Below are 13,966 nucleotides of genomic sequence, written 5' to 3' on the forward strand. Positions count from 1 at the left end.
AAAAAAACATGGAAAATAAAGTATTAGAAACTGGGTTCAACGAGATTAAAGACGGAAACAAAGAGTGGGTTGAGTTCGTTAAGAATGACGAAACTGGCAGATTCCAACAATTGGCAAAAGGACAAAGTCCTGAAGTTTTATGGATTGGTTGTGCTGATAGCCGTGTTCCCGCAAATGAGTTGACAGGAAAGAAACCAGGTGAAGTATTCGTACATCGTAACATTGCAAACATGTGTGTGCATTCTGACATGAGTATGCTTTCGGTTCTTGACTACGCGGTCAATGTATTAAAAGTAAAACACGTGATTGTAGCAGGTCACTATGGTTGTGGTGGTGTTGCAGCTTCATTAAGTTGTACACAATACGGAATTATCGACAACTGGTTATGTCATATTAAAGATGTATACCGTCTTCACGCTGAAGAAATAGACGCCATCGCTGATCAAGAAAAGAAAGCTGATCGCCTTGTAGAATTGAACGTAAAAGAACAAGTTTTCAACCTTTGTAGTACATCAATTATTCAAAATGCTTGGAAACAACGTGATGATCTAGCGGTACATGGAATGGTAATCAATATTGGTACTGGTGAGTTAATCGATCAAGGTTGCACTTTCACTGGTTCGGATTCCCTAGGAAATGTGTTTGCTTACAAATAGGCGATAATAATTTTTAAAATTCAACGGCAAAAGCCTGCTCTAACCAGCAGGCTTTTACCGTATCTATACGTTATAATATCTACGCTTTAAAATTTTACTTTCCAAATTGCCCCTCTACATTAATAGCTTTGGCAAAAGAAGTCGAATACAAATCGCAAACAACCGCCAATTGTCCACGAGTGACGAACGCTTCTGGATCATAAGCCCCTTCAAACTTACGTTTAGTCGTCCACTCTTTGATCAGCTGCTGTTCGACCTCGTCGCCTTTCAACGAAATAAACTTGATCAAACTGACTAAATCCTTCCAACGCATACCTTCATTTCGATAGTTATCTAAAAACCATAGCTGACTACGCGAATAAAGATCATTCAACACGGGCTTCACGTCATCAAATTTCACGATCGCATCCTTTTGTAGATACATCCCACCATCTTTAATTTCTCCGAGAAAAAAACCAGTTAGGTAAAACTTCTGAATGGAAGCGAAATGTGGATCATCGACACGAATATCCACGTAAGGATTTAGCCGAGCATTGAAGGTTAGCAATTCGGATTGTATTTTACGAACATCAACTTTATCAGCCTTTGTTTCGAAGAATGCACAGTAGCCAGCGACAGCGCCAAGTGCTTGTCCTAAAGAAATACGCATTGGAATATCATTCGGCGAGTCAGTCAAGTGCAGGTTAGGCCCTATACTAAACATATTCTCGTATTGAGCATTTAGAATAGCTTGTATACCCAGCAATTTAACCTGATGATCCAATTCCTCGACAGCAACAGTCGTCCGGCTCAGAGGTATTGTAATCGCGTTAATCGGGGTGAATTCACTTTCCCTAGCTGCCAAACTATCTGGGATTGTAAGTTTACTATATAATTCGCTTTTTTGAGTTGCATCAATTATCACTGGAACAGTATACTTTTCTTTATTGGAGAGGGTTATCTGCCAGCTTTTCCTATTTCTATCGAATTGGATTACCTTTTCACTTACAATCAAAGTTACTCCTTGCATTTTGGCTTTAAATCGATCGATACTGTTTGCCGCTAATCTAGGATTTATATCGCTCATCACCGTTTCTGCAAGTGTTTGATCCCTTGTTTTACTTAACGCCATATCCATCAGCAACTCCATCCAGATACCACCATTAAGTTTAAATTTCTGATCAATCACCACTTTTTCTCCTTCAGATGTCTTTAAGAAATCAAGATTATCGATAACTAATATTGTCTCCACGTTAGACTTACTAGCTTGTACCGCTGCCGCCCAACCGACGAATCCATCTGCATAAATAAGCAATTTGGGCTTCACCCTTTTTTGAGCAGAAACAAGGCTTGGAAGGGATAAGCAAATCAGAAGAAAAAGTGTAAATCTCATATGTAAGTTTTAATATTTCGAAAATAAGTAAAAAGCATTAAGTATTCGGCAGCTTCTCATCCAATATATCGATGAAATAGCTAACTTTGCTACATGGTAGAAGAAGAAAAATCATTGAATTTTATTGAAGAGATTATCGAAGAGGATCTTCGAAATGGGAAGAATGATGGGCGTGTACTGACACGTTTCCCTCCCGAGCCAAACGGCTATCTTCATATCGGACATGCAAAATCCATCTGTTTAAACTTTGCTTTAGCGCAAAAGTACAACGGAAAAACAAACTTACGTTTCGATGATACCAACCCGGTAACCGAGGATGTAGAGTATGTGGATAGTATTAAGAAAGATATTCAATGGTTGGGATTCCAGTGGGCTGAAGAATTGTATACATCTGATTATTTCGATACACTCTATGCTTATGCAGTCGAGTTGATCAAGAAAGATCTCGCCTATGTTGATGATAGCACTGCCGAAGAAATTGCAGCTGCCAAAGGAACACCGACAGAACCAGGAAAACCTACGCCTGCCCGTAGCAACAGTGTTGAAGAAAACCTTCAACTGTTTGAAGATATGCGTGCCGGAAAATACCCAGATGGCGCCAAAGTTCTTCGCGCTAAGATAGATCTTGCAAGTCCTAATATGCACATGCGTGATCCCATTATCTACCGCATAAAACATGCAAATCACCACAGAACAGGCGATAAATGGTGTATTTATCCGATGTATGATTTTGCTCATGGACAATCTGATTCAATTGAAAAGATTACACATTCGGTATGTACATTGGAATTTATTCCACACCGTCCATTATATGACTGGTTAATCGACAGATTAGAGATATTCCCTTCAAAACAGTATGAATTTGCACGCTTAAACCTGAATTATACAGTGATGAGTAAGCGTAAATTACTGCAATTAGTCAACGAGCAATTCGTTGAAGGTTGGGACGATCCTCGGATGCCTACGATTTCTGGACTAAGAAGACGCGGATATACCCCAGCAAGTATTCGTAATTTTTGTGAACGCATTGGTATTCAAAAGCGTGAGAACATGATTGATGTAAGTCTTTTAGAGTTCTGTATTCGCGAAGATTTAAATAAGACTGCATGGCGAAGAATGGCTGTTCTTGACCCTATCAAGTTGATTATCACAAATTATCCAGAAGGTCAAGTTGAAGAACTTCACGGTGAAAACAATCCTGAGGTAGAGGGCGGAGAAGGATCTCGTATGATTCCATTTTCTAAGGAGTTATGGATTGAGCGCGATGACTTTATGGAAGATGCGCCTAAGAAATTCTTCCGTCTTGGACCAGGCTTATCTGTACGTTTAAAACACGGTTATATTGTTACATGTACAGACTTCAAAAAAGATGAACATGGCAATGTAACAGAAGTTTATTGCGAATATGCTCCGAATTCTAAATCTGGAGAAGATACTTCTGGTATGAAAGTTAAAGGTACAATCCACTGGGTTTCTGTTGCACATGCAAAAGAAACTGAGGTAAGACTGTACGACCGTCTATTCCATGATGAAAACCCTGCTGCCGCTGAAGATTTCAAATCTTCAATCAATAAAGACAGCTTGCACATTATTGAAAAAGCTTATATCGAACCTGACTTAGCAAATGCAGAAATTGGAAAAGGCTATCAGTTCATTCGATTGGGTTATTTTACGCCAGATAATCGTGCGTCTAGCGCTGAAAAACTAGTCTTCAATAGAACCGTTACTTTGAAAGATTCTTGGGCTAAAGAAGCTAAAAAATAAAATATAACGAACAAAAAAATAGGGGCTATATCGTAGCCCCTATTTTTTTTACTATTTAATCAATACTAGCTTCCTTGCAACCAAGCCTGCTCATATTTGCTCCAAACGCGATTCCCCTCAGCAATTAAAGCTGCATCGCCAATATCTTTCAAAATTGCTTGATATTTCTCTAAAGCGCCTAAACCCAATTGGATACTATATAAATCGTAAGGCGCTGCCGCTTTCATGATTCCCAATTGATAATTTAGCTGTTCATCAATTGCATTTATATTCTTTGCTGCCATTTCCTTCGCTTTATCAAGCTCTTTGACCCTTACTAGCGTATCCGTAAGTATAGTATTTAAATAAGTCTGACGCATCGATTTCGGCTCTTTAGGTTGATGACTATAAGCTACCAAAGCTAGTTTTTTTGCCTCAGAGAGCTTTTTCTGTTGAACTAAATTTTCAAGACCCTGCGCATATAAATTTGGCTGAATATAGGACTCGTAGATAAAATTCGAATCTGTATCGAAATGATCAAGGGATTTGATATCTTTCCATTTAAACTTTTCAACCGCATTGCTGTAAATCGCATCTGTATTCAACAAACTTGGATGGTCAGTCTTTTGCCCGACCTCCACTGGCATTAGACGATAAACTAAACCCTCTGAAGCTAAGTACTTATCCATGCCCATGAAAATATCATTTGGAGCCTGCTTCACGAAATAAATCGGTCGCTCCCAGTTATTATGCTCTAATAAACCCATCAAACTCAATTCTGCACGAGATACATAACTCTGATTATAGTCCCATTGCATGTATTCAGGAATTGAATCTTTCCAAGCATCTGGAACTACATTGTTCTTCAATACTTGATCTTTATTAATTTTAAGTTGCAGTTTCTTAGTCGGCATCACATTGACATACTCTCCACTTTGTAATTGCATCATATTTTGCTGGTTATCAGAAAGCATGATATCCAACACCGTTTTCACATCAGTATATCCCTCGACACCCATATCATAAACTTGAATGCCATCGCGAATTCCGCGCTTCACTTTGTCATAGCTAAAGCCTAATGGTAATGCTTTCGACTCATTCATATCGGTTAGCGCTTGCTCAACATACCAATCTGATTGCAAGTATCCATAATTCAATATTCGTACATCGGGCCTAACACCCTCCGTTTCTTGCAAATACCATAGGGGAAAAGTATCGTTATCCGCATAGGTAAATAGAATGGCATTTGGTGCACAAGAGTTCAACATGTTAAGTGCAAAGTCCCGAGTCATTAAACGTTCGTCTCGGTTATGATCATCCCAATTCTGCTTTAACAGCAAAGTGGGCACCGCGAGTAAACAAACAACACTAGTTGATAATGCTAGCGTTCTTGCCGGTAGTTTCACAAACTTTTGTAGGATGTCTACCATCCCGATCACTCCCAAACCAATCCATATAGCAAATACGTAAAAAGAACCAACATAAGCATAGTCTCTTTCTCTCGGCTGAAGAGGAGTCTGATTTAAATAGATTACAATGGCTAAGCCTGTTACAAAAAATAGCATACCTAGAATTGCCGTGTCTCGCTTACTTTTCTTCAACTGCCAAAATATTCCTATAATCCCTAGTAAAAGCGGCAAAAAGAAATAGGTATTGCGACTAGGATCTTTCAACATACGCTCTGACAAGTGGTCTTGTCCTGCAAGTCGAATATTATCGATAAAGGTAATTCCAGATAGCCAGTTTCCTGCATAGACTTGTCCTTGACTAGGTGTATCATTTTGTCTTCCTACAAAATTCCATAAGAAATAACGCGTGTACATATGATTAAATTGATAATTGAAGAAAAACTTCAGATTATCGGCCATTGTTGGCGATTGCCCTTCTGGAATATTCAAATACTGGCGGTAGAAATCGGTATGCTTATCGGAATAAATTCTAGGGAATAGCATTTCTTTATCGTATACATAACGAACATTGCTACTGATTTCCCGATAGCGATCTTTGTCTTTTCTATAGGTACTACCTTCTTTGACATCAATTCGTTTGGCATCAAATGTCTGTCCTTTAAAAAGGGGTTCTGATTGATATTGTTCGCGACTAAGGTAGCTTAGCAAATTGAAAGCGTTGTCGGGGTCGTAGTTATTTAATGTAATATTGGTCTGAGAACGAATGAGCAACAAACTATAAGAACCAAAGCCAAGAAGAATAAAACTCAAGCTCAGTAAACTTAAATTAAGAAGCACTTTCGAATGACGAACCGAATAATAAAGTCCATAAACAAGGCCCGCGACGATTAGTACAATAAAGACTGTCACACCGGTGCCGAAAGGCATACCTAGCGTATTAACGAAGAATAAGTCAAAATTTGCAGCAAACCGCACACTATACTGAATAACTCCCCATAATACAAAGGCTAGAGCGGATACACCAATCGCTAATGATTTGGATATGCCCTTCCAGTTAATCACTGTTGCTTTTCGGAAGTATATCATTAAAGCAATTACAGGAATAGTCAATAGATTTAATAAATGTACACCAATAGACAGGCCCATAACATAAGCAATTAATATTAACCACTTATTGCTATCTGCTTGATCAGCCCTTGCGTCCCATTTAAGCGCCAACCAGAAAACCACCGCTGTACACAAGGATGACATTGAATAAACTTCCGATTCAATTGCTGAATACCAAAATGAATCTGTAAAGCTATATGCTAATGCCCCCACAATACCAGCTCCAAACACTTGATACAGTTTCGACGAAGTCCATTCTGATTTATTTAATACTAACTTCTTTGCAATAGCTGTAATTGTCCAGAACAGGAATACGATTGTTAATCCGCTACAAATTGCTGATCCTATATTCATCCAATAGGCAATTTTCGAAACATCGCCCATTGCCAAGTTCGAGAACACATTTTGAAGCATTAAAAATAGAGGAGCACCAGGTTGGTGAACAACTTCTAATTTGTACGCAGAAGCGATAAATTCTCCGTTATCCCACCAGCTGCTTGACCTTTCGACAGACATGATATAGATCAAAGTCGCAAGTATTCCACAGCTCCAACCAAGTAGATTGTTTAATTTATTATAATTCATAGCTAGTACAGGTTAGTATTAAAGAAATAAAGATAAATCGAAATTAAGTATCAATGGCTTCCTTAACAAAATTTAACAAGTACCAGTACAGCAGTCATTATAATTGGAATACTACTATGAAAAACAAAAAGAGAACCTCTGCTATAGGGTTCTCTTTTTGTTAAATCTTATATTTAGAAATTGCTCTACACGAGCTTTTCAACTATTTTCTTGGTAGGTCCAGGGTTACTCATTGTATAGAAGTGAAGAACTGGCGCTCCAAATTCAATAAGTTCTTTACACTGTTGAACCAACCACTCCTCACCCACTTGACGTACATCGGCATTGGTTTTACAAGCGTCTACAGCCTCGCTAAGCTCCTCAGGGATATCTAGGTGAAAGATACGAGGTAGCGTGATCAGCTGATTCTTTGTTGTTAGTGGTTTTAAGCCTGGGATAATAGGAACATTGATTCCATGCTCTCTACATTTGGTTACAAATTCTTTGTATTTATTAACGTTGAAAAACATCTGAGTTACAATAAACTCAGCCCCCATTTCTACTTTCTTTTTCAACCATTTGAAATCAGTATTGAAATTTGGCGCTTCAAAATGCTTTTCTGGATATCCCGCTACGCCGATACAAAAATCAGTTTTTTCAGAGAATTCAATATCTTCATGCAAGTAACGTCCATTATTCATATCGACAACCTGCTCCAATAAATCAGTTGCGTAAGCATGCCCACCAACTGTTGGAATAAAGTCTGAATCTCCCTTTCTAGCATCTCCACGTAATACTAACACATTATCTATACCCAAAAAGTTTAGATCTATCAAAGCATTCTCAGTCTCTTCTTTGGTAAATCCACCACAAATTAAGTGCGGAACCGCATCGACTTTATACTTACTCATGATAGCTGCACAAATAGCAACAGTTCCGGGACGCTTACGATAAGCTACGCGTTCCAACAAACCGCTAGAATGCTGCTTATAAAGGTAATCTTCACGATGGTATGTAACATCAATAAATGGAGGTTTGAATTCCATTAGTTCATCCATCGTCTTGAATATACTTTGAATCCCCTGGCCTTTTGCTGGCGGCAATAATTCGAATGAATATAGGGGCTTTCCCTTGGCGTTCTTAATGTGCTCTACGATTTTCATAAAATATTGTTAGGCTTAGAGAAAACACAGCGATATCTGAGTTTCAACTTATCTTTCCCATTGGGGTAGAATTTAGCACCTTGTCAAGGGACAGGTTGCTAAGGCTTCAGCGGGTCTAGTCCCTCTGCCTTTCTCTATAAGCGAGGGCTAATATCGCTAATAGAAGCAAGAACTCAAAATGAAAACCATAAAATAAAAATGAATACGGTAGAAAAGATGTCTTTTACTGCTCGAAATACATATCTATCAGTCCTTCAGGAAGTCGAAGTACAACGACTTGTTCTTCAGGATCAATGCCGACAATAAACTTTTCGTTCAATGGGAACATCACCTCTGTTCCATCCATATCCACTGTTGCAATAAATTGCTGTGGCATTTCTTGAACCTGTGTGATTTCGCCCAACTCTCCTTCTTCTTCCTCTACCGCAAGATAACCGACAAGATCGGTATATCTAAAATCGTCAGGATCACGTTCAGGCTTTTGTGCTAATGGGAGATACATTTTCTTACGCACCAATACTTGCGCTTTATCAATATGATCGATGTCTTCAAATGTAGCATAGGCTGTACTGTTGTTGTGCATCTTTATCTGATCGACAAAATACGGCACAAGTTTCTTATTCACCTCCAAAAAAAGCACATCAAAATCGAGTTCCATGTAGTCTTCAAATTCGAAGAACAATTGTACTTCACCTTTCAAACCGCGGGTTTTACTAACGTAGCCAATATAGAAGCTTTGATCGATTGTCATATGATAAATTTGAATGCAAAAGTACACAAATAATTGAGAAAATAAGTCGCAATGAGCGGTCTTAGACTCCCGTATCAATTTAACAATTAGGAAAATTGAAGATAGGATAAATATTAAAAAATCTTTCCACTATAAGCTGCTGACCTATAGTTGTTGAGCAAACTTATTATGCAATAATATTTAAAGAAAACACTAAAAAAGGCATTTACATGGAGTTGCATATGCAATCGGTTGCATAAAAATGCGCAAACGTTTGAGTTAGAAAAAGGTCGAGTATTGTATTTACAAAAAGTTAATATTGTCGTAACAAGACTAAATTGTGGTAGCCAAAACTACTCATACTAAACACAACAATTATGTGCAAAAAAAGATTTAAAAGAGCCTTTCTTGCCAGTACATTTTATCCAATCACATCGGTACTGACATTAGCTCTACTTACTCCAGATGCTGTTTTAGCGTCAAACCTCAAGGAGTCAAGTTCAATTCATGCTGTTGCTTTTCAGGAAGTAATTTCCGGAACAATCAAAGGTGCCTCAGGACCTTTAAGTGCTGTAACAATTAGCGTCAAAGAAGATCCTAAGACCGTCTCTTCTACTGATGAGAATGGTGCGTTCTCAATCAACGCTAAAGTAGGTCAAACCTTGGTAATCTCTGCAGTAGGTTATGAAAAGGTAGAACGTAAAATCGAGTCAAACAACATGAGCATCGACTTAGAAGAGTCGGTCAATTCATTAGATGAAGTTGTTGTTGTAGGGTACGGTATTCAACAGAAAAAAGAAAGTTTAACGGGTGCATTACAAAATGTTAGTGGACAAAAACTTAGAGATGTAACAACACCATCGGTTGAAAACATGTTAAATGGTAAGGCAGCCGGTGTATATGTTGCTCCAGGAACAGGACGTCCTGGTACGCGTGGCGCCGTTGTTATCCGTGGACAAGCATCTGTTAATGGTGTTACAAGTCCGTTATGGGTTATTGATGGGGTTATCGTTGGTTATTCGCCGGGCGACTTGAATCCAGATGATATCTCCAACTTAACCGTATTAAAAGATGCTGCATCAACATCCATCTATGGTTCTCAAGGTGCCAACGGTGTTGTTGTCGTAACTACAAAAGCGCCAAGAGCACAAAAAATGCAGCTTAGCTATTCGACAAAGCTTGGTTTCAACCAATTGACGAATGGTAATCTTGAAATGATGAATGGTAGCGAGCTATATGATTACTTCGCTTCATTTCAAAATGCAAGTGATATCAAATTTCCTAGATGGAATGAAGATTTAAGAAATTCAAACTTCGATTGGTGGGATGTTGCAGTTCGCAATGGTTTCACTCAAAACCACAATGTTTCATTACAAGGTGGTAACGAGACATTGCAATCCTATTTATCATTAGGGTACTATAATGAGCTTGGAGCTGTTAAAGGATTCAGCTATGACCGCTATAATGTACGTTTAAATACAGTTTACAAACCATTCGAATGGTTAAGTATTAAACCTTCAATCGTTGGAGCGCTAAGAGGTACTGACGATAGACAATATAGCACAGGTGCTATGGTTACCAACCTTCCTTGGGATAGCCCTTACGATGCAGAAGGGAAATTAGTACCACATCGCTACAGTGGATGGGTAAATAATGCGAGTACAAACTATCTTTATGACTTGCAATGGAACCATTCGGATACTAAAAATTACGAGCTACAAGGTAATTTTGACTTCGATGTAAGACTAACCGACTGGTTGACATTTTCATCTGTCAATAGCTACCGTACGAACCTTTACTCATCAGCAGGATATACAGACCCTCGCTCGAACGCAGGAGAAAGTGTTTTAGGACGTATTGCTGAGTATCGATTAGATAACACACGTCGTTATACCAACCAATTATTGAGATTTAACAAAACATGGGACAAGCATTCCTTGAACGGTATTGTGGCTTATGAATTCAATGATTTCAATGAAAAAATAATTGATATATACGGAACAGGCTTCTTACCTGGCTTCGAAGTATTGGACGTTGTTGCAAGACCAGAACGCACAAAAGGTTCAATTACAGAGTGGGCTACACAATCCTACCTTTCAAATGTTAACTATGCATATGACAACCGATATTTAGCGCAAGCATCTTTCCGTAGAGATGGTGCTTCAAACTTCGGTTCAGATGTTAAATATGGTAATTTCTTCTCTATCAGTGGTGCATGGAATATCCACAATGAGAGTTGGTTTGATGTAGAGAAAATCAATAGTTTAAAACTTCGTGCAGCGTACGGGTCGGTAGGTAATAAACCGACTTCATTATACCCGCAATACGACCTTTATTCTATTAGTACTGGATCAGGTTATAATGGTACTCCTGGAGCATTGATTACACAAATTGGTAATCCAAATCTACAATGGGAGAATACATACACTGCTGGCTTCGGCTTAGATGCAGCATTCTTCAATAACCGCTTGCGCTTAACTGCAGATTACTACAACAAAACAACAGACAATGTATTGTTCCAAGTTCCTGTTACGGGTCTAATTGGTGTTAACTCAATCTGGAGAAACGTTGGAGAGATGCAAAATAAAGGTTATGAATTAACTATCGGTGGTGATATCATTAAAAAAGGCGATTGGTTATGGAGTATGGATGTTAATCTAGGTCACAACAAAAACAAACTAACCGAGCTTTACAAAACGTTAGTTAATGGTCAACTTGTTGCTAAGCCAATTATCGCTTCTGATAACTCGGGTATAGCAGGATCGGCACAACGATTATTAGAAATCGGATCTCCGGTGGATACGTATTACATGATCGAATGGGCTGGCGTAAATCCGGATAACGGTAAACCAATGTGGTATAAAGACGATCTTGATGCCGAAGGAAATGTAATCGGAAAAAGCACAACAGAAAACTATGCTGCCGCAAACTACAGAAAAGTAGGAAATGCAGCTCCTGATTTATTTGGTGGTTTCAGTACTTTCGTTGCGTACAAAGCTTTCGACTTATCTGCAAACTTTGGTTTTTCTCTAGGTGGTCAGAAATACAACTATGCACGTCAAGAGTTAGATGCTGACGGAACATATGTTGATAGAAATCAAATGAAATTACAGGATGGTTGGAATCGTTGGGAAAAACCAGGTGACATCGCAACCCATCCAGTTGCACGATACAACAATTCGTACAATGCAAACAAAGCATCTACTAGATATTTAGAAAGCAATGACTTCTTACGATTAAGATCATTAGCTGTAGGTTATTCTATTAAATTACCTCAATACCACTTAAGTAATGTAAGAGTATTCTTATCGGGTGAAAACCTTTTCACTTGGACAAACTACTCGGGTGTAGATCCAGAGGCGACAATCAATCCGGATAACGGAAAGTTATTGGAAACTGCGTCCCCATCGGTCTATCCGGCTACGCGTAAGTTTATGTTTGGTTTAAATGTTACATTTTAATTGAGGGAGATTACCATTATGAAAAAGCTATTATTTTTACTATCAGCAACTGCTTTAATCTCCTCATGCGAGATTGACCGATTGCCTAAAGGTTCCATGGATACAGATGGAGTTGCGGAGAATCCGCAAGCCTTAATTACTGGAGCATATGCACAATTAAAAGCATGGTCGGATCCCATGCACCGCGCTGGTGAATACGCAGGCGACAATATGATGATTCGTGGATCATCTACTGATGCGTTCTATGAATTTATCTCATTCTCACGTACACCAAACAATTATCGCTTATCGAATTTCTGGGATTACAGTTATAAGGCAATCGCGCAAGCGTCAAATGCAATGAAATTTTTGAAAGAAGGTGAAAGTGTTGATGTAGACAATCAAATTGGAGAGTGTTACTTCATTCGTGGATTAATGTACTTCTACTTAGTGCGTGCTTATGGACGTCCATATTATCAAAGCCCTGAGACAAACTTAGGATTACCAATCGTGAACGGGACTCCCGAGGATCCACTAGGTGATTTGAATTTCCCAGACCGCGCTACGGTAAAAGAAACCTATGAGCAAATCATTGCAGACCTAACAAAAGCGGAAACCTTGTTAACATTAGGCAAAGGAAATATCTACGCTACGAAAGAAAGTGCACAAGCAATTCTTTCACGTGTATACTTATACATGAGCGGAACATATGAAAAACCTAACACGCAATACGCTAAATTATCTGCTGAATACGCCGATAAAGTGATTAACTCCGGAAAATTCAATCTTCTATCACGTGCCGAATTCATGCGTTACAATACCTTTACTCCAGAGAACAACAAAGAGACAATATTCGCAGTTAAACGCGTAGCGTCAGAATTCTCAGGTAGTGATCACTACTATGGTGTTGGAGGGATGTATGCGAACATTGGTGGACAAGGTTGGGGTGAAATGTATGCTAGTGCAAAATACATAGATTTGTTAAACGAAACAGGAAGAAATGACTGGAGACCGGACAACCAAAATATAGTAGATGCGCGTGCGGCATTCATAGAGCCTACCTACGATCAAAATGGCGGAAAGTATACCGAAGTATTCCGTTATATAAAACAAGATAGCGAGACCTCTAAAAACTATATGCAGGACACGATTATTCGTAGCGGAAGCACTTTGATAGCAAAAGAGGTAACAACGGTGAATAAAAAACCTATTGTTGACCGCTATACTATGACCCCTGTAGACGCTTCACAAGGAATCTATTCAATCAAACATAAAGATGGAAGAACTTACACAGGTGTTTTAGATTACTACATTTCGCTGAACCGTGCATATCCACAATTCTACATTGTTAAAGCTTCTCGCGAAGGAGAAAACTCTCACTTACATTCTCCAGTAATTACTCGTTTGGGTGAAGTTTATTTAAACCGCGCGGAAGCAAATGCTAAACAAGGTAAATATGCTGAGGCACTAGCTGATTTAAATAGAATTCGCACACGCTCCATTGAAAAAGGAGCATATACCAGCTTAAGTGCTGCGAATGCGAGTGAAAGAATTGATAAAGAACGTCAGTTAGAGTTAGCATTCCAAGCAGAACGTAGTTATGATGTATTCCGTAACGGAGCTTCTTTAACACGTGATTACCCAGGTCCACAAGAACAGAAAGCTGTGATTGCACCTACTGATTACCGTGTAATTTATTACATTCCTCAAACGGCGATCGATGCATACCCTGGTCAATTAACTCAAAATCCTACACAGTAGGTTAGAATTAAAGAGGAAATA

At 38.8% G+C, this 13,966-nt stretch carries 8 protein-coding genes and 1 riboswitch; of the genes, 4 read left to right on the plus strand and 4 right to left on the minus strand.

Going from position 1 to position 13,966, the window contains the following annotated elements; genetic code table 11:
• The first annotated feature begins 8 nt into the window (after positions 1-8).
• Entirely contained in the window at positions 9-656 is a 648-nt protein-coding gene (locus tag GFH32_RS15930) for a carbonic anhydrase (protein ID WP_153512533.1), read from the plus strand.
• Positions 657-750: 94 nt separating this feature from the next.
• On the opposite strand, the gene GFH32_RS15935 is transcribed toward GFH32_RS15930, so the two are convergent.
• Positions 751-2,028, minus strand: coding sequence for an FAD-dependent oxidoreductase (locus GFH32_RS15935; RefSeq protein WP_153512534.1), 1,278 nt, complete (start codon positions 2,026-2,028; stop codon positions 751-753).
• Positions 2,029-2,121: 93 nt separating this feature from the next.
• Between GFH32_RS15935 and GFH32_RS15940 the strand changes: the two genes are divergently transcribed.
• On the plus strand, positions 2,122-3,792 hold the full coding sequence (locus tag GFH32_RS15940) for a glutamine--tRNA ligase/YqeY domain fusion protein (protein WP_153512535.1): 1,671 nt from the start codon (positions 2,122-2,124) through the stop codon (positions 3,790-3,792).
• A 65-nt stretch (positions 3,793-3,857) separates the two neighbouring features.
• Here GFH32_RS15940 and GFH32_RS15945 read toward each other — a convergent pair whose 3' ends face one another.
• The 3 genes from GFH32_RS15945 to rimM form a co-directional block, all read right to left on the minus strand.
• Positions 3,858-6,872: a glycosyltransferase family 117 protein gene (locus tag GFH32_RS15945; protein WP_153512536.1), complete on the minus strand. Its 3,015-nt coding sequence runs from the start codon at positions 6,870-6,872 to the stop codon at positions 3,858-3,860.
• 185 nt (positions 6,873-7,057) lie between these two features.
• Positions 7,058-8,014, minus strand: a complete 957-nt coding sequence (locus GFH32_RS15950; protein ID WP_153512537.1) for a methylenetetrahydrofolate reductase — start codon at positions 8,012-8,014, stop codon at positions 7,058-7,060.
• Positions 8,015-8,059: 45 nt separating this feature from the next.
• A riboswitch (SAM riboswitch) is annotated at positions 8,060-8,157 on the minus strand.
• An 80-nt stretch (positions 8,158-8,237) separates the two neighbouring features.
• Positions 8,238-8,765 (minus strand): ribosome maturation factor RimM, encoded by a 528-nt coding sequence (gene rimM / locus GFH32_RS15955; RefSeq protein WP_153512538.1) that lies wholly within the window; start codon positions 8,763-8,765, stop codon positions 8,238-8,240.
• Between the two features lie 356 nt (positions 8,766-9,121).
• Here rimM and GFH32_RS15960 point away from each other — a divergent pair, with 356 nt between their 5' ends.
• Both GFH32_RS15960 and GFH32_RS15965 read left to right on the plus strand, forming a co-directional pair.
• Entirely contained in the window at positions 9,122-12,205 is a 3,084-nt protein-coding gene (locus GFH32_RS15960; RefSeq protein WP_153512539.1) for a SusC/RagA family TonB-linked outer membrane protein, read from the plus strand.
• 18 nt (positions 12,206-12,223) lie between these two features.
• Positions 12,224-13,945, plus strand: a complete 1,722-nt coding sequence (locus GFH32_RS15965) for a RagB/SusD family nutrient uptake outer membrane protein (RefSeq protein ID WP_153512540.1) — start codon at positions 12,224-12,226, stop codon at positions 13,943-13,945.
• Positions 13,946-13,966: the final 21 nt, after the last annotated feature.

It is taken from the genome of Sphingobacteruim zhuxiongii (genome assembly GCF_009557615.1).
Classification (GTDB): Bacteria; Bacteroidota; Bacteroidia; order Sphingobacteriales; family Sphingobacteriaceae; genus Sphingobacterium; species Sphingobacterium zhuxiongii.

Coding starts and splice junctions, on each gene's coding strand:
- GFH32_RS15930 (WP_153512533.1), top strand. CDS start 9: ATGGAAAATAAAGTATTAGAAACTGGGTTCAACGAGATTAAAGACGGA.
- GFH32_RS15935 (WP_153512534.1), bottom strand. CDS start 2,028: ATGAGATTTACACTTTTTCTTCTGATTTGCTTATCCCTTCCAAGCCTT.
- GFH32_RS15940 (WP_153512535.1), top strand. CDS start 2,122: ATGGTAGAAGAAGAAAAATCATTGAATTTTATTGAAGAGATTATCGAA.
- GFH32_RS15945 (WP_153512536.1), bottom strand. CDS start 6,872: ATGAATTATAATAAATTAAACAATCTACTTGGTTGGAGCTGTGGAATA.
- GFH32_RS15950 (WP_153512537.1), bottom strand. CDS start 8,014: ATGAAAATCGTAGAGCACATTAAGAACGCCAAGGGAAAGCCCCTATAT.
- rimM (WP_153512538.1), bottom strand. CDS start 8,765: ATGACAATCGATCAAAGCTTCTATATTGGCTACGTTAGTAAAACCCGC.
- GFH32_RS15960 (WP_153512539.1), top strand. CDS start 9,122: ATGTGCAAAAAAAGATTTAAAAGAGCCTTTCTTGCCAGTACATTTTAT.
- GFH32_RS15965 (WP_153512540.1), top strand. CDS start 12,224: ATGAAAAAGCTATTATTTTTACTATCAGCAACTGCTTTAATCTCCTCA.